Origin of the sequence: Streptomyces sp. NBC_01689, from assembly GCF_036250675.1 — a bacterium.
Classification (GTDB): domain Bacteria; phylum Actinomycetota; class Actinomycetes; order Streptomycetales; family Streptomycetaceae; genus Streptomyces.
On the sequence record NZ_CP109592.1, the window covers coordinates 1832382 to 1852725 of the forward strand.

A 20344-nucleotide genomic window follows, 5' to 3' on the forward strand; every position below is an offset into this window, starting at 1 on the left:
CGGACCCCTCGTGACCCGCGGGCCGTCCCGCACCCGTTCGGTACCGCGCAACGGCCGGCTCCGTCGGCGGTGACCGCGGGCCTCCGCCCTTGCGCGGCGGGCGAGTGCGACGACCGCACACCGTCCGGTCCGCGCACACCCCGCTCCGCCGGGCCGGTCACCCGCCCCTCCCCCGCGCGTCGAACGTGGGACGTGCGGGACCATCCGCCCGGCGGTGGGCGGGACCGTCCGCGTGGCGGTGCGAGACCCGTCCGCGTGGCGGTGACCGCGGGCGGCCCGGCTCCGGCGGAGTGGGACCGGCCACCCCGACTCCCCGAAGCGCGCCGGTGCGGCGGGCGACGGTACCTACCGTCGCCCGCCGCACCGGCCGTACTCGCCCTCTCGGCGCACCCCCCGCACAGGCGGCAGCCACCGCGCCGGCCGTATCCGCCGTATCCACCCCGTCGGCCAAGTAGGCCGCGGTGGCCGTCCTCAAGGGACAGCCGCTCGGTCCCGCTCCGCCGCGGTCACCCGGTCCCTCTCAGGTTCATCATGCCGGGCGGCACCCAGGACGCGCCCGGAGCGGGAAGGACATCGATACCACGGATCGGGCCATCGGGACGTCGCACGGTCGCGGGCCGCCGAACTCGGGCCCCCGGGCGGGCTGCCGGAGTCCGCCGCGGGCGGCGCCTCCTCGCGGGGGACTCCCGGCGAGGAAGCCGTCGCTGTCAGGACCGCGGTGCGAGGGTGACGTTCCCCAGCACGTCCCGCAGTATCCGCTGGACTTCCACGCTCTCGACCCGGTCGACGCCGTCGGCCTCCCCCCAAGCGGCCCGCTCCGGGGCGCTGTCGGCACGCCGGAGTGCCGCCAGGGACGCCTGACAGGAGCTGTGGGCGTGATCCACGACGTAGTACCGCCACACGGGCGGCCGGTCCGTGTCGCGCGTCTCCAGACCCACCAGCCACATCTCCTGGGGAGGGGGCGGCGGCCACTCCTCGGTGGCCAGGCCGTCGGAGGGGAACTCCGCGTGCGCGAGGGAGTCGTCGACGCCCCACGGATTCCGCGATGCGGAAAAATCGGTCACGTACACACCCCGACAGATGCATGTGTCGGCCTCGAGCAACATGACGTCTCGCCTCCCGTCCTGGGGCTCTCGCGGCACCTCGGGTGCCACGGCGTTCGGTCCAGGCTGCGGTCTCGCACCGGCCTGACTGATTTTCTCCGTCTACCTGAATGACTGGACGGCACGCCGGTTTGTGACAGCCGTCACATCGACGACCGGGCGCGGCGAGGGCGGCCGGACGGACGAGGGGGCCATGGACCGGTACGCACGGCGCACGTGTGCCCCGGAACCCCCGGCGACTCCGGGCCGTCCAGGACACCGTGCCGGCACTCCCGCCGCCCGGAGGGAACCGGCGGCCTCCCCGGCACGTCCTGAACCTCCGGATCGAGCAGCCACCGACGTCACAACTGATCCACTCAACCGGTCATACACTCGTTGGCACTTCGGGTCGCCGACACCGGTCACCCTGCTCGGCCGCCTGGTCATGGGCCAGTTGACGGCCATTCACGCGACATTTCCGTAAGGATCAGCATCTTGCACAAGAGGAAGAAACGGCTGCGGCTCTCGGCCGCGCTCGCGGTCAGCGCCCTGACCGCGGGAGGCCTGGCCACCCTGCCCTTCACCGCGCTGGCCGACACCGCCCGGAACGGGCCGGACGCCTCCCGGCAGCAGGACTTCAGTGCAGCCGCCGCGCGGTACCACATCCCCCTCGACATCCTGCTCGGCCTCGCCTACCAGGAGTCGGGCTGGCAGTCGCACGGTGAACTGCCCAGCACCGACGGTGGCTTCGGCCCCATGCATCTCACCGACGTCACCCCCGCCATGATGGCCGGCAACGACGCCGGCGCCGCCGGACGCAGCGACCTCGCCACCCTCGCCGCGAACCCGGCCCTGCACACCCTGCAGGCGGCCGCCGAACTCACCGGCCTGTCCCCCGAGACGCTGCGCAGCGACCCGGCCGCGAACATCCGCGGTGGAGCCGCTCTGCTCGCCTCGTACCAGAAGGAGTTGACCGGCGGCACGCCGGCCGACGCCGCCCAGTGGTACGGAGCCGTCGCCCGCTACAGCCAGTCCACCCAGAAGCAGGCCGCCGTCCGGTTCGCCGACCGTGTCTTCGCCACGATCCGTGCCGGTGCGACCGGCGGGACGGACGACGGCGGGCGGGTCCGGCTGGCCGCCGCTCCCTCGGTGCGGCCCGCGACCGCCCAGGTCGACCGGCTGCATCTGAAGGCCGCGGCCGCCACCGCCGCCGACATCGAGTGCCCCGCCTCCGTGGACTGTTCGTTCGTGCCGGGTTCCGCGGCCGGCGGCCAGGTCTCCAACCGGCCCGCCAACGGCATCCGCATCGACACCATCGTCATCCACGACCTGGAGTCCACCTACCAGGCCGGCATCAACACCCTCGCCGACCCGAAGAACGCCGCCTCCACGCACTACGTGATGCGCTCCTCCGACGGCGCGGTGACCCAGATGGTCCCCACCAAGGACATCGCGTTCCAGGCCGGGAACTACTCCTCCAACCTGCACTCCATCGGTATCGAGCACGAGGGATACGCCGCACAGGGCGCGACCTGGTACACCGAGGCCCAGTACGAGGCCACCGCCGACCTGGTCAAATACCTCGCCGGCCGGTTCGGGATACCCCTGGACCGCCAGCACATCATCGGTCACGACAACGTTGCCGGACCGAATTCCTCCCTGGTCTCGGGCATGCACTGGGACCCGGGCAACGGCTGGGACTGGGACCACTTCATGCGCCTGCTCGGCCGCCCCCTCGGCGGTCCGCACGCCACCCCGTCCATCGGCTCCGTCGTCACCATCGACCCGCCCTTCGCCGACAACGTGCAGACCGTCAACGTCTGCCCCGCCGACGACCCCACCGGCGCCACCCCCGCCTGCACCGACAAGGAGCAGGCGTCCAACTTCGTCTACCTGCGGACCGCGCCCGACGCCACCGCGCCGCTCTTCGCCGACCAGGCCATCCACCCGACCGGCACGGGCACCGACCGGATCAACGACTGGGGCAGCACCGCACAGTCCGGACAGCAGTTCGTCGTCGCCGACGTCCAGGACGACTGGACCGCGATCTGGTACAGCGGCGCCAAGGTCTGGTTCCACAACCCCGACGGCGAGAACACCCGCACCGCCTACGGCGTCAAGATCATCAAGCCGTCCGGCACCAGCCCCGTGGCCGTCTACGGTTCCAGCTACCCGGACAAGTCCGAGTACCCCACCGGCCTCGGCGCCTCCACCCAGGCACCCCTGAGCATGTACACCGTCCCCGCGGGCCAGGCCTACGTGGCCACCCAGGCCCCCGCGGCCACCGACGACTACTTCACCTCCGGAGCGGTCGTCATCGGCGCCAAGAAGATGTACACCGTCCAGTACAACCACCGCGTGGCGCTCCTCTACGCCGACGACGTCACCGCGACCACCGCGACCCACCACTGGGAAGACGGCGGCAACTGACAACCCGGTCGGCACAGTGAGGGGTCTGGCCCGGTGGCACACCACCGGGCCAGACCCCTCACCCCACAGCCGCCGCCCCGCCAGGGCCGGACCCTTCGCGTGTCCGTCCCGTCGGCGGACACCAGGCGGCACCGCTCGCCCAACTCATCGTCTCCGAGGAGAAGTTGAAAGGACCGCCGTCGCCCCGGACGCGTACTGGTGACCCGTGCGACGGAAGTCGGGTCCCTCCCGGGTCACCAGTACGCCGGCGGTCCGTGACGGCGTCGCTCAGCCGCGCAGTTCGGGTGCGATGTACTCGAAGGTCGGACCGGCGGACGTGTCGTCCCCGTCAGGTGTCTGCATCAGGCTCTGCGCCTGCGCCTTGAGGGCGTACATCGTGCCTGTCGCGGCCCCCAGCGTCTTCGGGCTGCCGTTGAAGGCCTCCTCCAACTGGTTCAGCAGGACGCAGTACGTCTTGTTGAACTGTTCCTGGGCGGTCCGGATCGGACTGCCCACGGGGTGGTCCGCCATCCGCGGATCGGGGCGCATCGGGTACACGCCTTCGAGGTCGACCGCGACCGCTTCGCCCGTGGGCCCGGATCGCGGCGTGTCACCCCGCCGGTAGCGCCGCCCCGCCTTGAGTTCCTGGAACCGGAAGTAATGGGCGACCTCGTCGCGCTCGGAGTGGAAGATGTCCGCGTCGCCGTCCCAGACCTCACCGCGGGACGCGCCCTCGCCCTGTTCCACGATCTCCTTCAGTGCCGCCAGCGCCGAGTCGAGGCCGGTGACCGCGGTCATCTTCGCGCCCGTGTGCGCGAAGGGGCCCGCGGCGGCCTGACGGGCCGGATCGCCGCAGAAGACCGCGGCCTCGCCGAGTTCGGCACACAGGTGGCGCAGTCCTCGCTCGATGGCGTCGTAGAACTGTCCGATCGTCTCGTAGTCGTCGCCCTCCGCGGGCGCACCGGGTCGCGCGGGCCGCTCCAGACGGAGGAACATCTCCAGCGCCTGCGGCCCGAAGGGCACCAGCGACATCTCCAGCGAGCGATCTCCGTGCGGCAGACGCCTGGGATGCTGAGGCAGCATCTCCGGCATGTCGAGGCGGGGCCTGCCGCCCACCGCGTTGAGGAGGTTCGCCGCCAGTGCCAGGTGGATCATCTCCTCGACGAAGACGCCGCTCACGACCTGGGCGGCGTCCGGGTTCCTCGTCGGGTCCAGCGAGTAGAGGGCGCAGAGATAGGGCGGCAGAGTGGCGTGTTCCAGTTCGATCGCCCATTGCAGATGTTCTCGGAGGCTCTCCAGGGTCGTGATTGCTGCCGGTGAACGTGTCTCGGTGACGTCGGACTGTTCTTGACGGGGCACAGGTCTTCTCGCTTCGACTGCTGAGGACGGGTGAGTACGCGGGTGGCGACGGCGGTTCGGGCCGTACGCCGGGGCGGCCGAGCAGTGTCCGGCGGACGCGGACCTCGCCGGCCGGACGGGTTCCGTACGGTCGGCGGGAGCCGCGTCCAGGACGGTCGACGCCTCCGACCGGTGCGGCCTTCAGGCCGTTCCCGGTCCGCCGGGACACCCGCCACCGTTCGCCCCTCAACCAAGACAGGACCGCCGCCGGAACTGTGACAGCGGCTCCACGATCGGTGCCGGTGCGCACCCCGCCGTCGGATGCCGCCCCGCGTTGCGCCCGGCCCGCGCGCCCGGCCCACCCCCGGGGCCGCCGCATCCCGGGAACCGGCGCGACGGGCTCCCGGGCCCGCACGGACCCCACCCCGCTTACTCGGACAATTTTTGTCCGTGGCAATATTTGCGCCGTGGCGGTAGCGAACTTGGAGGCTCCTATGCACGCCGGCAATGACATCGACACCCTCGACCGGGCGACGAGGGATTTCGTCGCGGCCCGTCCCCAGCTCTTCGGCATCGCCTACCGCGTGCTCGGCAGCTCGACGGAGGCCGAGGACGTCGTGCAGGAGACCTGGCTGCGCTGGCAGAGCACCGACCGCACCGGCATCCGCGAGCCCGCGGCGTTCCTCGCGACGGTCACCGCCCGGCTGGCGATCAATCTCGCCCAGTCCGCCCGGGTGCGGCGCGAGAGGTACATCGGGCCCTGGCTGCCCGAGCCCGTCGACACCGGTGTGGACCCGCAGCTGGGCGCGGAACGGGCCGAGGCCCTGGACCTCGCCGTCCTCTTCCTGCTGGAGAAGCTCAACCCGGTGGAGCGGGCCGCGTACGTCCTGCGGGAGGCCTTCGACTACCCGTACGCGAGGATCGCGGACATCCTGGAGACCAGTCACGTCAACGCACGTCAGCTGGTCAGCCGGGCCCGCAAGCATCTCGCGGCGGAGCGCAGGGAACCGGTCAGCCCCGCGGTTCACCGCCGGCTGCTGGAGGTCTTCCTCGCGGCGGCGCGGACCGGCCGCCTGTCGGCGCTGGAGGACGTGCTCAGCGCCGACGTGGTCAGTTACGCCGACGGCGGAGGCATCCGCGGCGCGTCCAGGATCCCGGTCGTCGGGCGGCTCCGTGTGTCCAAGTACCTCGCCGCCTTCGCCCCGCGCTTCTGGCCCCCGGCCGAGGTGCGCTGGGTCGAGGCCAACGGCCGCCCCGCCGTCCTCGTCTCGGTCGACGGCACCCCCGTGGCCCTGCTCTCCGTGGACGTGTCGGAACGCGGCATCGAACGCGTCATGTGGGTCATGAACCCCGCCAAGCTGGGCCCCTACGCCGCCTCGCTCGACCGGTGATCCGACGCTCGCGAGCGAGCAACGGATCCCCGCCGAGCACGGGAGGCACCGCCCCACGCCGCGTTCGCATCTGCACGGGCCCGGCCGGGGAAACCACCGACCGCGGCCCTCGCGGCGCGGGACCGGTCCACGGTGGGACCGGACACGGCACCCCCGGCCCAGGAGTCGGCCCCCGGCCCGAGAAGCGGCAGCGACCGTCCGCCCGCCGGCTCGGACCCGTTCCGGCGGGCGGTCGGCATCCTGCGGCCCATGGCCAGGCGGGCGCAGGTCAGGAGGCCATGAGCGGCAGCACGGCGAGTCATCCAGCCCCTCGCGATCATGCCGGCCGCGTGCGGAAGCCGCTCGGAGGCGGCCCGCCGGGTCAGACGCCGGGGCGCGGCGCGCGCAGAGGGGCGCGCTGGGCGAGTTCCTCCTCGTCGACGAGTTCGAGCATGGGCCTGCCCGGTGCGCAGAGCATCGTCACCACGAAGCGCGTGCGGGCGTCGGCCAGCGCGTTGCCGTCCTGGTAGTGGATGACGTCGCCGCCCGGTTCCCAGAACGTACCGCCGGCCTCGATCACGCGCTCGGGCTCGCCTTCGAGCTCGAAGCGGACCGCGCCCTCCACGACGTACCCGAACGCGGGGCCCGAGTGACGGTGCGGAGGGGTTCCCGGGTCGCCGGGCTCCCATGCGACGTGGATCGTCATCGCCGAGGCACCCTCGGGGACGGTGATCGGCGAGGCGTCCTGAAGCATCTTCGCCGCCCGCGTCCAGCTCGGCCCGTCCTCGCCGTTCCCGTGGCCGCCGTGCCCATGACCGTGACCGTGCGCTGAGTCCTTGTCCGACACTGTGCCGCACCTTCCGTAGATCATCCGGGTGGCCATGGGCGCCCCACGTCCGACGGACCCGAGGTCACGTCCCCGGCTCCCATGGCCGTCTGCCCGTGATGACCGGGGAACCCATGGATCTGTGACACGGAGGACGTCTCGTCGTTCCCGGGCCCGCGGGGCCGCGTCCCGTCCGGCGGCGCCATGGCATCCCCGCGCCGATCCCCACGTCACGCCCGCGGCCCTCGCCACGGGGGCGGTGTCACACGGCCCGCCGCTGCCCTGTCTGTGCAAGTACAGACCCGGCCGCACCGTGCGGACGAGAGCCCCCTCGACGGGGGACCACGTCGGCTTCCGCCGCGCACCGCACAGCGGCACCCATCCGAGAGGACCCCATCATGAAGGTTGTAGTCATCGGCGGAACCGGACTCATCGGATCGAAACTGGTGAGCAAGCTCGCCGGGCACGGCCACGAGGCGGTGCCCGCTTCCCCCGGCAGCGGGGTGAACACACTGACGGGCGAGGGCGTGGCCGAGGTCCTGCGGGGGGCCCAGGTGGTCGTGGACGTCTCCAACTCCCCCTCGTTCGCGGACGACGACGTCATGGCGTTCTTCCGCACCTCGACCACGAACCTCCTCAGGGCCGGGCAGGAGGCGGGTGTGACCCACCATGTCGCGCTCTCCGTGGTCGGTACCGAACGCCTGCAGGAGAGCGGCTACTTCCGCGCCAAGCAGGTGCAGGAGGATCTGATCAAGGCGTCGGGGATTCCCTACTCCCTCGTGCACGCCACGCAGTTCTTCGAGTTCATGAAGGGCATCGCGGAGTCGGCCACCCAGGGTGACACCGTGCGTCTCGCCCCCGTCGGGATCCGGCCGGTGTACTCCGACGACGTCGCCGCCGCCGTGGGTGTCACCGCCGTCGGCGCCCCCGTCCACGGCGTGGTCGAGGTCGCGGGGCCCGACACGTTCCAGCTCGACGAGCTGATCGCCGGGAGTCTCGCCGCCGGGAACGACCCGCGCACGGTCGTGGCGGACCCGAAGGCCCCTTACTTCGGTGCCCAGTTGCGGGAGACCACCCTGCTCCCCGGCCCCGACGTCCGCGTCGGGGCGGTGCGGTTCGCCGACTGGGCCGCCCGGCAGCGGTAGTGGTGCTCCGCCCGGCACCGAGAGCTCGTGTCACGACCGAACCGAGGAGAACCCGATGACCGAAGAGAGCGTGTTGCACCCACGGCTGATCGCGCCGGTCGGACACGTGGAGCCCGTACCACGGCGTATCCGCGGGCTGATCGGCGGCCGCACCGTCTTCGACACCCGGCGCGCGCTGTACGTGTGGGAGTGGCTCGCCTACCCGCAGTTCAGCATCCCCGTCGAGGACCTGGCCGAGGGGGTGCTGACGGACGACGGCCATGTCGAGGTGCTCGGCGCCGGGCCCGCGCGCCGCCATTCCCTGCGCGTGGGGTCCGAGGTCCGCCACGGCGCGGCGTGGGTCTGGGACAAGGACGCCCCGGAGCCCCTGCGCGGCACCGTCCGCTTCGAATGGAAGGCGCTGGACTCCTGGTTCGAGGAGGACGAACCGGTCTTCGTCCACCCGCGAAGCCCCTACTCCCGGGTGGACGCCCTGCGTTCGTCGAGCGGGGTTCGCGTGGAGCTGGACGGCGTCGTGCTGGCGGACGCGCCGAACTGCGTGAAGCTGTTCGAGACCGGTCTGCCGACCCGGTACTACCTCGACCGCGAACACGTCGACTGGACCCTGCTGCGCCGCTCCGACACGGTGACGCACTGCCCGTACAAGGGAACGACCAGCAGTTACTGGTCGTTCGACAGCGACGTGTCCACCCACGACGACATCGCCTGGATGTACGACTTCCCCACCATTCAGGCCAACCGCATCGCGGGCATGACGGCGTTCTACAACGAACACGTCGACCTGTTCGTCGACGGCACCCGGCTGCCTCGCCCCGACGGGCTCTAGAGGCAGTCGTGTCGGAGCGGGACCCGTTCGGAGATCCGGCCGGACGGGTCCCGTTCCGGCGCGGTCGTCCGGTGGGACGGGCCCTTCCCCCGACCGGGCGGCGCACCTGTCACAGCTCGCCGGTGCACCCGGTCATCGTGGGGAGACGGGCCGCGACGCGCGACCGCACCGACGTGGTGGCGCGATCGCCCCGTGACGTGAGGGACCTACGGGAAGGTACGAGACGGTGTCGGACAGGGATTCAGCGCACACGGACGGGAACGGCGGCGGTGCGGGGACGGAGCGGCGGGCGGGGAGCGGTGAAGGGACCGCCGGGCACGGCACGGCTCCGCGGCCCGGGGACGCGGGACCGACGACCGCTCACGGCGATCTCCCCGTGCCCGAACACGGCCTTCTCCTCACGTACTTCCTGACGGTGACCGACGTAGCGGTCTCGCGACGCTTCTACGCCGACGTCTTCGGCGGCGAGGTCGTGATGGAGGAGAATCCGGCGATCGTCAAGGTGGCCAACAGCTGGCTCATCATGAATCCCGGCGGCGGACCCACGCCGGACAAGCCGGACGTCACCCTGGAGGTGCCGCGGACGACGGAGCGCGTGTCCAGCTTCCTGAACGTGCGCGTGGCCGACATGGCGGCGTTCCACGCGCACGCCGTCGCGAAGGGCGCGCGTTTCCTGACCGAGCCCCTCGACCGGGCGTCCGAGGTCCGCTGCTACCTGCGCGACCCCGACGGCCATCTCATCGAGGTCGGCCAGTCCACCGGTCTGCTCCGGGGAGTCCTGGCCGCTCCCTCCGACGCGTCCTGAGGGGGAGGGCCCGCTCGGTCCCTCACCCGGCCCGGTGCCGGACGCGGACGACGAGTTTGCCGGTGGCGCGGTCGTTCTCCATGTCGTCGTGGGCCTGCCGCACCTGCTCCAGCCCGTCGTAGACACGGTCCACGGGGAAGGAGAGCCGCCCGGCCGCGACCGCGTCGAGGATCTCCTGGAGCACCTCCCGGGGCAGGTCGGCGGCGTCGCCGAAGTAGCCCGCCAGCCGCACCCCCCTCGGCAGGTACTCGTTCGGTGAGAAGTCCTTCACCGTCCACTGGTTGGAGAGGCTGCCGCCGAAGCAGGCCGTGCCGTGCACGCGCACCGCGCGCAGGGTGTCGGGCAGGGTCGGTGTGCCGACGAGATCGAGGGCGGCGTCGACCCCGTCCGGGTACAGCTCGCGTACGGCGGGGGCGATCTCACCGGTGTCGAGCACCGGGTGGTCGACACCGTGCCGCTTCAGTGAGTCCAGGCGGTCGGCCCGCCGGGTGGTGGACAGCACCGTGGCGCCACGCCATCGGGCCAGCGAGGCGGCCGCCAGGCCCACCGAGGAGGTCCCGCCGCGGATGAGCACCGTCTGACCGGCCCTCAGGTCGAGGCCGACGGTGAGCGAGCCGTGGGCGGTCTGCACCATCTCCGGCAGGGCACCCAACACCTCCCAGTCCAGGGTGGTGTCGACGGGGATGACCTGGGACAGCGGTACGGACGTGTACTCGGCGTAGCCGCCGTCGTAGGTGCGTCCCATGTCTCCCATCATCGCGACGACCTTCTGCCCCACGGCCGGCCCGCTGCCGTCCGGGGCGGCGTCGACGGTGCCGACCGCCTCGATGCCCGGGACCCGGGGAAATCCGACGCCCACGCTCAGGCCCAGCCGGAGCTTCAGCTCCGAGCGGTTGAGACCGAACGCCTCGACCCGGATGCGTACCCAGCCGTCCTTCCTCGGTGGCAGCGGGAGGGTGGTCAGCCGCAGGTTGGACACGGGGCCGGGAGCGGAGAGCCGCACGGCGCGCATGGTGGTCGGCGAGGACGTCACGGGCCTGCCTTCTTCCCTGGGTAGGAGAGCCGGACGGCGGTGCTCAACGTACGGCGGGCCCGCGTTCATTCCCAACTCGCTTGCCCTGCTGTTCCGTTGACGCCCGCGGGTGCACCGCGCCGGCGACCGCGGGCCCGCTCTCGCCCCGGCCGCGGACGTGCGCGGCCTGCGCGACGAGGACGACTCCCGCGAGCAGTACGAAGCCGGCTCCGCCAACCACCACGCCGGTCCACCCGAACGCGGAGAACATCACTCCGGCGACGGCCGACCCGACGGCGCCGCCCGCGAACACCGCGAAGATGTAGACGGTGTTGAGGCGGGCCCTGATCTCCGGCGGTGCGGCGAAGATGCGTGCCTGGTTGGCGATCTGACCGCTGGTGGTCCCGTAACCGAGCAGGTTGCAGCCGACGGCGAGGGCGATCAGCGACTGGCCGGTGGCTCCGAACAGGGCGAAGGCGAGCAGGACCGACGCGAGGGACAGGGCGTTGACCCTGCGCGCGCCCCAGCGGTCGGCCAGGCGTCCCGAGTAGCGGGCGGCCAGCGCTCCGGGGACGCTGAACAGCCCGAAGAGGCCGATCACCGCGGGTCCGAGTGCGATCGGGGCGGCGGTGAGATGGAAGGCGAGCGACGACCAGAACGCGGAGAAGGCGGCGAAGACCGTCGCCCCCAGCGCGGCCGAGAGGCGCAGCGGCGCGTGTTCGGCGATCAGCCCGGGGAGCGAGGCCAGCAGGCGGGGATAGCTCTGTCGCGGTCCGCGCCGGACGGGCGGGTCGGCGGGCATGTAGCGCGGGAGGACCAGGAGCAGGGCGCCGGTGGCCACGGCGGCCACGACGAAGCCGGCCCGCCAGGTTCCGGTGGCTTCGGCGATCAGCCCGGCGGCCGTACGGGAGAGCAGGGCTCCCATCGTCAGGCCGGTCCCCACGGCTCCGAGGACGCGGCCGGCGTGGCCCGGAGTCGCCATGGAGACGATGGTCGGCATGATGACCTGCGGGAGCACGGTACTGGCGGAGAGCACCAGGGTGGCCATGCTCAGCAGGGCCACCGAGGGGGCCGCGGCACCGGCGAGGAGAGCCACGGCGGTGACGGCCAGCAGCACGGTCGACAGACGGCGCAGCCGTACGCCGTCGGCGAGCGGCACGATGGCGATGATGCCCAACGCTTAGCCGATCTGCCCGGTCGTGGCCACCAGTGCGGCGGTCGAGGCCGAGGTGTGGAAGCCGCGGGCGATCTCGTCCAGGAGCGGCTGGGTGAAATAGATGTTGGACACGGTGATGGCCGTCGCCGTCGCGAAGACGGGGATGGTGCCCCGCTTCACGCCCGGACGGGTGACTGCGCTGGTCATGGGATCGGTCCTCAGGTGCGGGATGCGAGCGACTCGGTCTCCACGTCATTGTGGATGATGTAAGACATCCACAAATCAGGATTACCTCAGTCATCCTGAAAGTCAACCGCGGGCCTCTCGGGAGGCCCGTCGGGAAGCTCCTGCCATGGACAGGACCGCCGGTCGGTCGATTACGGAGCCGGACGCGCACTCGGCGGGCACTCGCGAACGCTTCCCCTCACGCGGCCGGGCGGCCGCACGAGCCCGTCACGCCGGAACGTGGCCACCGGTACGCCACGGTGTCGCACCAGGGCACGGGAAAGAGCACCGCGGGCGCGAGAGGGCACGGAACACCCGCCCGGAGAAAGGCACTTGGCGGCGCAGCGAGGTCCGGGACATGCGAAACGGTCCCCTCCGCGGCTTCGGACCGGGGCGATGACGGCCGGCGGACGGAACGCGCGCGACGGTGGGGGTTGCGCACGACAGCGGGAGCGCGCGCGACGGCCGGAACGCGTACGACGGTCGGGGGGGCGCGTCACGTCGCCCGGCCGCTCAGCCCGGCCGCTCAGCCCGGCCGCTCGGTCCGGCCACTCAGCCGGGCCGCTCAGCCGGGCCGCTCAGGCGGCCCGGGTCAGCGGGGAGAGCCGGCGGGGAACGTCAGCGGGCCGCGTGGAACGTACGCCGGTAGGCCTGCGGCGAGACGCCGATCGCCGCGTGCAGATGCTGGCGCAGGGACGTGCCCGTCGCGAAGCCGACCTCGCCCGCGATCTGGTCGACCGAGAGTTCGCTGGACTCCAGAAGGTGGCGGGCGCGGGTGACGCGCTGCTGGATGAGCCAGCGGCCGGGGCTCAGTCCCACCTCGTCGTGGAACCGCCGGGCGAAGGTCCGCAGGCTCATCCGGGCGTGGCCCGCGAGGTCGGCCAGGGTCAGCGGGTCACCCAGACGGGCCAGTGCCCACACCCGGGTCGCGGCCGTACTGGTCGCCACGGGATCGGGAACGGGCCGCTCGATGTACTGGGCCTGACCGCCGTCACGCCAGGGCGGCACCACACAGCGCCGCGCCACGCTGTTGGCCAGTTCGCTGCCGTGGTCCTTGCGCAGGATGTGCAGGCAGATGTCGACCCCGGAGGCGGCACCGGCGGAGGTGAGGACCGTGCCGTCGTCCACGAAGAGCACGTCCGGGTCCAGGTCCACGCCGGGGTACGCACGGCGGAACTCGTCGGCGAGCTGCCAGTGCGTGGTGGCCCGCCGTCCCTCCAGCAGCCCGGCCGCGGCCAGCACGAACGCGCCGGTGCAGATGGAGACGAGCCGGGTGCCCGGCCGGATGAGCGCGAGTGCCGCGGCGACCTCGTCGGGCAGCTCCTCGGTCACGCTCGACGGCGTGATGGCCGGGATCACCACCGTGTCCGCGGTGCGCAGGACCTCGGGACCGTGCTCGACGGTGATCGAGAAGTCCGCGTTGCTGCGGACCGGCCCGCCGTCGACGGTGCAGGTCAGCACCTCGTACCGGTCGTCGGCCGCACCGAGGATCCGGCTGGGGATGCCGAGCTCGAAGGGGTAGACACCGTCGAGCGCCAGCACGACCACTCTCTCCGCACGCCGCATGGCACGATCCTATCGGAGATTGGCAATCGTGCCATTTCACGGAGCTTCCGATCCGGGCAGGGTGGAAGCCATGAGTGACAAGAACACGATGCGCGCGATCAGTCAGGACGTTCTCGGCGACCCCGGGGTCCTCAAGGAAGTGGAGATGGAGCGCCCGGTTCCCGGGCCCAGCGAGGTGTTGGTGAGGGTGCGGGCGGCCGGGGTCAACCCGACCGACTGGAAGCACCGGGCGACGGGCGCGTTCCTCGGCCGGCCGCCTTTCGTCCTGGGCTGGGACGTGTCCGGCGTGGTCGAGGCCGTCGGTATCGGCGTGACCGTTCACGCGCCGGGCGACGAGGTCTTCGGCATGCTGCCCTATCCGTTCGGCCACGGCTCGCACGCCGAGTACGTGACCGCTCCGGCGCGTTCCTTCGCGCGCAAGCCGGCCGGCCTCGACCACACGGAGGCCGGCGCCCTGCCGCTGGTCTCGCTCACCGCATGGCAGGCACTGGTCGACACGGCCGACGTACAGCCGGGTCAGCGCGTTCTGATCCACGCGGCGGCCGGCGGGGTCGGGCACGTGGCGGTACAGATCGCCAAGGCACGCGGCGCGTACGTGATCGGCACCGCGAGCGCGGGCAAGCACGACTACCTGCGCAAGCTGGGCGCGGACGAGCTGATCGACTACCGGGAGACCGACTTCACCGAGGCTGTCCGCGACGTCGACGTGGTCCTCGACACGATCGGCGACGACAACACCTTCCGGTCGCTGCGCGTACTGCGCAAGGGCGGGATCGTGGTGTCGATCCTGCCGATGGGCCCCGAGGAGCTGTACGAGGAAGCCGCGCGGCTGGGCGTACGGGCGGCGCGGATGCTCGTGGAGGCCGATCAGGCGAGCATGCGGGCGGTCGCGGACCTCGTCGACGAGGGCCTGCTGCGCCCGACGATCGCCGGCACGTTCCCCCTGGCCGACGCCGCCGAGGCGCACGCACTCGGAGAGACCGGCCGGACCGTGGGCAAGCTGGTGCTGGTGGTCGACTGACGCACACCGGGGGGCACGGGCGCGCTCGGCGCCCGTGCCCGCGCGGCGCGCGCCTCCGTGATGATCGCCTCCCCGGTGATCGCCCTACCCTCCAGCGCGCGCCGAGCGCGCCGTGCGGACGAGCACACCGCGCCGGCCGAGCCGAGCGGCGGACTGCTGAAAGACTCGCCGCTCAAATCGAAGACATATGTCAATCGAACATGCTGAAATTCACTCCAACGAGGGTAACTTGCAGTGCGGGGGCCGGAGTTGTGAGCCGCCCCCTGCCCTCACGGGCGGACCAGCGGCCGGTTGGAGGCGATGTCGTCGTGAACCACGCCCCCGCGCCGCCGCACCGGAATCTGCGCGTCCACCAGGACCGCGGCCATACCGTGCTGGAGCTGCACGGGGAGATCGACATCCTCACCGCTCTGGCGATCGCCCCGTATCTGGACTCGGCCACCCGCCCGCCCGAGCCGCGGGTCGTGATCGATCTGCGGCCCGTCGAGTTCTTCGACTGTTCGGGGCTGCGTCTGCTGTACCGGGCGAGAAGCCGGGTCCTCGCCCGGGGCGGAAGCCTGCACCTCGTCTGCGACCGTCCGCTGACCCTGCGCATGCTGACGGTGACCGGCCTGGATAGCGTCCTGCCGCCCTCGGCGACCCTCGACGAGGTCCTGGAGCAGCCGGAGACGGCGCCCGGCACCCTGTGACGACGGCCCGGCCGGGCCTCGCGGCGCGTGCGACATCGGACCCCCGGATCCGTCCATCGCCGGCTGACGGTACGCAACGCTCAGGCGCGACCTGGCCCGGGACCGACGTCCCGTCATCCGCGGGAGAGCGGAAGGTATGACGCGCGTCATACCTGACAGCCCTCCACGCCGGGGGACCCCTAGGTACTATCAAAGCCGTACCTAGAGCGGAAGGTTCCGTACCGGTTTCTGCCGGACGGGCCGCAGCTCGGTCGCCCGTCACGGCCCACACGCCTGCCCGGCACCGCGACGGCGACGAACCCACGCCCCCCGGCGGAACGACACCGAAGGACGCCTCCATGCCGATCACCTGCACGATGGTTCCCGCCGCCCGGCTGCGTCGGATCCGCCTCCCCGGCACCGTGTCCGCCCTGCGCGCCGCCTCCCCCGCGACACGGAGCGACCGGCCGGCACCCCAGGCCCCCCGCACCTGTCCGCAGACCTCGGCCGCGACCCAGGACTCCTCCCTCTAGCTGGGCAGCGATCCGGGCGGCCGGAGCGCCGAGCGAGTCCCCGACCCGGTCCGACCGCCCCGGCCGCACCGAAAGGGGTTCCGCACGGCACCACCTGACGAGCCGTCAGTTCTGTTGGTTCCGGTCGACCTTCCCTGCGGACCCCGCGGAGCACCGCTGCCGCGAGCGTCCGGAAGCCCGTTCCGCAGCGCCGGGCCGTGACGCCGCGACTACAATGTGAGGGGTGTCGCCGACACCACCGAAGGTGACCGAGGACGCGGTCCCGTCAGGGATTTCCTGCCGCCCTGGACGGCGCGCGCGACGCCTGCCCCCGGCCTCGGCGAGCGCGGCCCCATCGCCGCCGCTCCCGCCGGGTCGCGCGACACGCAGCGCCTCTCGCGGGCGCTCGCCACGAGGGACGCATCGCGAGCCGCGCGTCACGACCCGACGGCGGCGCGTCCGCCGCCCCGCTCCCGCGTCACCCCGGACGCCATGAGCCGGCCGACAGCGGCCGCGGGTGCACCCCGCACCCGCGGCCCGCGGGGCACCCGGCCGGTCCGGCCGCTACGGAGGAGCTGAGGATCATGGAGTTTTCCGGACGTACGGCCCTCGTCACCGGAGCCACCGCGGGCATCGGCCGTGCCGTGGCCGCGCAACTGGCACGAGAGGGCGCCGATGTCGTCGTCCACGGCAGGGACACCGCACGCGGCGACGAGGTGGTCACGGAGATCACCGCGGCCGGCGGCACCGCACGCTTCGTCCAGGCCGACCTCGGCGACCCGCGGGACGCACAGCGCCTGACCGAGGAGGCGGGTGATGTCGACGTCCTCGTCAACAACGCCGGCGTCTACAGGTTCCACTCGACCCCCGAGATGACCACCGACCTCTTCGACCTCCAGATGAACCTCAACACCAGGGCCCCCTACCTCCTGGTGCGGGAACTGGCACCCCGGATGGCCGCCCGCGGCCACGGCTCCATCGTGAACATCAGCAGCGTCGCCGCGACCCTCGCCACCACCGGCACCGGCATCTACGCCGCCTCCAAGGCCGCACTGGAGCAGCTGACGCGCATCTGGGCGACCGAGTACGCGCGGGAGGGCGTCCGGGTCAACACCGTCGCCCCCGGCCCGATCCGTACCCCGGGGATGGCTGAGCACGAGGCCATGCTCAAGGCCGTCGCCGACGGCATGACCGCGATGGGCCGCGTCGGCGAGCCCGAGGAGGTCGCCGAGGCGGTCACCTTCCTCGCCTCCGACCGGGCCGGCTACATCACCGGCGCCCTCCTCGAAGTCGGCGGCGGCCGCCCCGCCCTCATCTGACCTCCGCCTCGCCCGTACGTCCCCGCACCCCCGTGCAGCCCCGTTCGTCCTCCACGCTCCGCCCGCTCCGATACGGCGGCGGCCCGGGCAAAAGCACCCATGGTACGATTTTCTTCGTACCTTGATGGAATCGCGCCCCGCCGAAGGGAGGAGCCGCCATGCCGGACCCGGAAGGCCACCCGACCCTCGAGGAGATGGAGATCGGAGCGGTGTTCGCCGCTCTCGCGGATCCCCAGCGGCGCAAGGTCGTCGAGGAACTCTGCTGCGAGAAGGACGGCGTCGAGCGGACGTGCGCGTCCTTCGGGCTGGACATCTCCAAGTCGACGCTGACCCATCACTTCCGCGTGCTGCGCGAGGCGGGCCTCCTCCGGCAGGTCAACTACGGCAACAGCCGCAAGGTGACCCTGCGCAGAGCGGAGCTGGAAAGCCGCTTCCCCGGCCTGCTGGACCTCGTCGACGCCCGGCAGAGCCCCGCCTCCGAGCGGTAGCCGCAACCACCCCTCACGACACGCGCACCCGGCGCGTCCCGTCAGGACGCCCCGCACCCCGCCACCGCTCGCCACACCCGGCGCACGTCCCGGCCCTCCTCCCCCCGCGTCACACCGCCGCCCGTCGCGGGCACCCCCCACCGCCCTCACCCCTCCGCCTGCCGCCGGCCACCGCATCTACCCCAGCAGCCGCCCCTGCCGGGGAATTCTCCTGAAATGTACGATGTTCTGGTCATCATTGAATGAGCGCCCGTAGGCGATGCCGGATGCCGGTGTCGAACGGCGCGGATGCGGCCGGGTGCCGTCGGTCCGCGTGCGCACGCGGACACGTGCACGCGGGTGACTTCGGACGGACCGGCGCAGGGGTTCCCGGAAGAGCAATGAGACGGAGCGCTGTGCGGTGACGACAGCGCACAACGCAGAAGCGGTGCTACAGGAATGGCTCTGGCGATCATCTTTGCCGTACTCGCCGCCGCCGGCAACGCGCTCGGCACGGTGCTGCAACGGCGAGCGGTACTGAACGTGCCCGACGCCCGGGCACAGGGACTGCTCCTCGTCCGGGACCTGCTGCGCAACCCCGCCTGGCTGACAGGGATCCTCGGAGTCGTCTTCGCCGCGCTCTTCCAGGCGCTCGCCCTGAGGTCAGGATCGCTGGCCACGGTGCAACCGATCTTCGTACTCGAACTTCCGCTGGCCCTCCTGATAGGCAGCGCCGTCTTCCGGATCCGCATGTCGCGCCGGGCCTGGGCGGGCGTCGCGTGCATCTTCGTCGGCCTGGCGGTCGGCCTCTTCGCCGCCGCGCCCTCCGGCGGGCGGTCCCAGGTGCCGGGGATGTGGTGGATACCCGCGCTCGCCGTCGTGGGCGCCGTGGCGACCGCGCTCGTGCTGACCGGTCTGCGGCGCCCCCACGGCCCCACACGCGCGGCCTGCCTGGCGGCCGCGGCGGCCGTCGGCAACGCGCTCACGGCCGCCCTGGTGAAGTCCGCCATGGACGTCATGTCGCGCGAGGGGGCGACGGGGTTCTTCCTCGCCTGGCAGACCTACGCCTTCGCCGTCGCCGGTTCGTCGTCCATCCTGCTGCTCGGCTACGCCATGCAGGGAGGTCCCCTCATCGCCTCGCAGCCCGCGCTCACCCTGGGTGACGCCGCGGTCGGCTTCTGCCTCGGGGGAACGCTCTACGCCGAGGCGCCGCGTCTCGGGCTGTGGCTCGTGCCCGCGCTCCTGGGAGCCGCCCTCGTCTTCTACGGAGTCTTCGCGCTGTCCCGTACCCGGTGTCTGGCCCGGTGCACCGCCGCCGGCACGGACGGGGAAGCGAGGTCGCCGCGGCGGGAGGGACGCGCCACCGCGGCGATGTGACACGTCACCCGGGCACGGGAAGCGACCGCGCCCACGGCACGGGAGGGTGCCCGCACCGCCCTCGAGGAAGCCGGGAGGCCCGGCCCCGCCTATTCGCTCGGGGGCGCGTCGAACAGGGCGCTCACCGACTCACCGTTGTGGATGCGCCGCACGGCCTCCGCGAGCGCCGGGGCGATCGACAGGATGCTCAGCTTCTCGGTGTACTCCTCACGGGGCACGGGCACCGTGTTGGTGCACACGATCTCCAGGACGTCCTCCTGCTCGCTCAGGCGTTTGAGCGCGCCCGCCGCGAACAGGCCGTGCGTACAGGCGACCCGGATCGAGCGCGGCCCCAACTCACGCAGCCGCTCGAGCAGTTCGAGGACCGTGCTGCCCTTGGCGATCTCGTCGTCGAGCACGATCACATCACGCCCGGTGATCTCGCCGATGACGGAGCTGATGCTCACCCGGTCGTCGGCGAACCGCTGCTTGGCGCCGGCCGCCACCCGGGCTCCGATCAGCCGCGCGAAGGCCGCCGCCTCCTTGGCGTTGCCCAGGTCGGGTGAGACCACCGTCGTACGGGAGAGGTCGTGCCTGCGGAAGTGGGCGGCCAGCTCACGCAGGGCGTGCAGATGGTCGACCGGCACCGAGAAGAACCCGTGGACCTGCGGGGCGTGCAGCGTCATCGCCAGCACCCGGCTCGCTCCGGCCGCCACCAGCAGGTCGGCCACCAGCCGCCCGCCCATGGAGATCCGCGGCATGTCCTTCTTGTCCGAACGTGCGTACGAGTAGTGCGGCATGACCACCGTGATCCGCCCGGCCGACGCCCCCCGGGCCGCGTCGCACATCATCAGCAGCTCCACCAGGTGCTCCTGCACCGGGGTGACGAGCGGCTGGACCAGGAACACGTCACGCTCACGGCAGTTGGCCTGGAGCTGCACCTCCAGGCAGTCGTTGGCGAACCGGCTGACCCGGGTCGGACTGAGGGGCACACCGAGATGCGCGCAGACCTCCGCAGCCAGCTCGGGATGGGCACTACCGCTGAACACGGCGATGTCACGCACGACCGCTCCTCGCGAGATCGAACCGGGTGCGCCGCCGGTCGGCATGATCGACCCCGGATGCGTGCTTCATCGTACTGGGAAGGGGCACCCCACCCCACCGGGGGAAATCCGGTTGCGCGAGGTCACCGTCCGCACGCCGTGATGACCCGGCCCGTCCTCTCATCCTCGGGAGAACGA

The 20344-nt window shown here is 72.1% G+C and carries 19 protein-coding genes; 11 read left to right on the forward strand and 8 right to left on the reverse strand.

The annotated features are described in order from the left end of the window. Positions 1 to 707: 707 nt before the first annotated feature. Complete coding sequence (locus OG776_RS07860) at positions 708 to 1064, reverse strand: hypothetical protein (protein WP_329319754.1); 357 nt, start codon at positions 1062 to 1064, stop codon at positions 708 to 710. 513 nt (positions 1065 to 1577) lie between these two features. Here OG776_RS07860 and OG776_RS07865 point away from each other — a divergent pair. Further along, positions 1578 to 3512, forward strand: coding sequence for an N-acetylmuramoyl-L-alanine amidase (locus tag OG776_RS07865; RefSeq protein WP_329319756.1), 1935 nt, complete (start codon positions 1578 to 1580; stop codon positions 3510 to 3512). 267 nt (positions 3513 to 3779) lie between these two features. On the opposite strand, the gene OG776_RS07870 is transcribed toward OG776_RS07865, so the two are convergent. Next, a complete protein-coding gene (locus OG776_RS07870) occupies positions 3780 to 4850 on the reverse strand; it encodes a ferritin-like domain-containing protein (protein ID WP_148008204.1) in 1071 nt (356 codons plus the stop codon). Positions 4851 to 5323: 473 nt separating this feature from the next. On the opposite strand from OG776_RS07870, the gene OG776_RS07875 reads away from it, so the two are divergent. Beyond that, complete coding sequence (locus OG776_RS07875) at positions 5324 to 6220, forward strand: RNA polymerase sigma-70 factor (RefSeq protein ID WP_329319758.1); 897 nt, start codon at positions 5324 to 5326, stop codon at positions 6218 to 6220. A gap of 361 nt (positions 6221 to 6581) precedes the next feature. Here OG776_RS07875 and OG776_RS07880 read toward each other — a convergent pair whose 3' ends face one another. Beyond that, positions 6582 to 6953 carry a cupin domain-containing protein gene (locus OG776_RS07880; protein WP_384954326.1) on the reverse strand — a complete coding sequence of 124 codons (372 nt, stop codon included), beginning with the start codon at positions 6951 to 6953 and terminating at the stop codon, positions 6582 to 6584. 470 nt (positions 6954 to 7423) lie between these two features. Between OG776_RS07880 and OG776_RS07885 the strand changes: the two genes are divergently transcribed. The 3 genes from OG776_RS07885 to OG776_RS07895 all read left to right on the forward strand — a co-directional run bounded on the left by OG776_RS07885 (position 7424) and on the right by OG776_RS07895 (position 9801). Further along, positions 7424 to 8170 (forward strand): SDR family oxidoreductase, encoded by a 747-nt coding sequence (locus tag OG776_RS07885; RefSeq protein ID WP_148012042.1) that lies wholly within the window; start codon positions 7424 to 7426, stop codon positions 8168 to 8170. A gap of 55 nt (positions 8171 to 8225) precedes the next feature. Continuing rightward, complete coding sequence (locus tag OG776_RS07890) at positions 8226 to 8996, forward strand: DUF427 domain-containing protein (protein WP_148012043.1); 771 nt, start codon at positions 8226 to 8228, stop codon at positions 8994 to 8996. 376 nt (positions 8997 to 9372) lie between these two features. Next, positions 9373 to 9801: a VOC family protein gene (locus tag OG776_RS07895; protein WP_148012044.1), complete on the forward strand. Its 429-nt coding sequence runs from the start codon at positions 9373 to 9375 to the stop codon at positions 9799 to 9801. A 22-nt stretch (positions 9802 to 9823) separates the two neighbouring features. Here the strand turns inward: OG776_RS07895 and OG776_RS07900 are convergent, their stop codons facing one another. The 4 genes from OG776_RS07900 to OG776_RS07915 form a co-directional block, all read right to left on the reverse strand. Then, positions 9824 to 10813, reverse strand: a complete 990-nt coding sequence (locus OG776_RS07900) for a zinc-binding dehydrogenase (protein WP_148012123.1) — start codon at positions 10811 to 10813, stop codon at positions 9824 to 9826. Between the two features lie 64 nt (positions 10814 to 10877). Beyond that, positions 10878 to 11990 carry an MFS transporter gene (locus OG776_RS07905; protein ID WP_329326385.1) on the reverse strand — a complete coding sequence of 371 codons (1113 nt, stop codon included), beginning with the start codon at positions 11988 to 11990 and terminating at the stop codon, positions 10878 to 10880. A 3-nt stretch (positions 11991 to 11993) separates the two neighbouring features. Next, positions 11994 to 12176 (reverse strand): hypothetical protein, encoded by a 183-nt coding sequence (locus OG776_RS07910; RefSeq protein WP_329326387.1) that lies wholly within the window; start codon positions 12174 to 12176, stop codon positions 11994 to 11996. Between the two features lie 636 nt (positions 12177 to 12812). Continuing rightward, entirely contained in the window at positions 12813 to 13760 is a 948-nt protein-coding gene (locus OG776_RS07915; RefSeq protein WP_148012046.1) for a GlxA family transcriptional regulator, read from the reverse strand. A gap of 70 nt (positions 13761 to 13830) precedes the next feature. On the opposite strand from OG776_RS07915, the gene OG776_RS07920 reads away from it, so the two are divergent. From OG776_RS07920 to OG776_RS07945, 6 genes are all read left to right on the forward strand, one after another. Next, on the forward strand, positions 13831 to 14781 hold the full coding sequence (locus tag OG776_RS07920; RefSeq protein ID WP_148012047.1) for an NADP-dependent oxidoreductase: 951 nt from the start codon (positions 13831 to 13833) through the stop codon (positions 14779 to 14781). Positions 14782 to 15089: 308 nt separating this feature from the next. Next, on the forward strand, positions 15090 to 15470 hold the full coding sequence (locus OG776_RS07925; protein WP_261994820.1) for an anti-sigma factor antagonist: 381 nt from the start codon (positions 15090 to 15092) through the stop codon (positions 15468 to 15470). Between the two features lie 338 nt (positions 15471 to 15808). Beyond that, complete coding sequence (locus tag OG776_RS07930; protein WP_187285846.1) at positions 15809 to 15982, forward strand: hypothetical protein; 174 nt, start codon at positions 15809 to 15811, stop codon at positions 15980 to 15982. Between the two features lie 563 nt (positions 15983 to 16545). Further along, entirely contained in the window at positions 16546 to 17280 is a 735-nt protein-coding gene (locus OG776_RS07935) for an SDR family NAD(P)-dependent oxidoreductase (RefSeq protein WP_148012049.1), read from the forward strand. A 158-nt stretch (positions 17281 to 17438) separates the two neighbouring features. Beyond that, positions 17439 to 17768 (forward strand): ArsR/SmtB family transcription factor, encoded by a 330-nt coding sequence (locus OG776_RS07940; RefSeq protein ID WP_148012050.1) that lies wholly within the window; start codon positions 17439 to 17441, stop codon positions 17766 to 17768. A 438-nt stretch (positions 17769 to 18206) separates the two neighbouring features. Continuing rightward, the gene (locus tag OG776_RS07945) at positions 18207 to 19124 is read left to right on the forward strand and encodes a DMT family transporter (protein ID WP_148011282.1); all 918 of its coding nucleotides are present in this window, start codon (positions 18207 to 18209) and stop codon (positions 19122 to 19124) included. Positions 19125 to 19213: 89 nt separating this feature from the next. On the opposite strand, the gene OG776_RS07950 is transcribed toward OG776_RS07945, so the two are convergent. Further along, a complete protein-coding gene (locus tag OG776_RS07950; RefSeq protein WP_148011281.1) occupies positions 19214 to 20167 on the reverse strand; it encodes a ribose-phosphate diphosphokinase in 954 nt (317 codons plus the stop codon). Between the last annotated feature and the right edge of the window lie 177 nt (positions 20168 to 20344).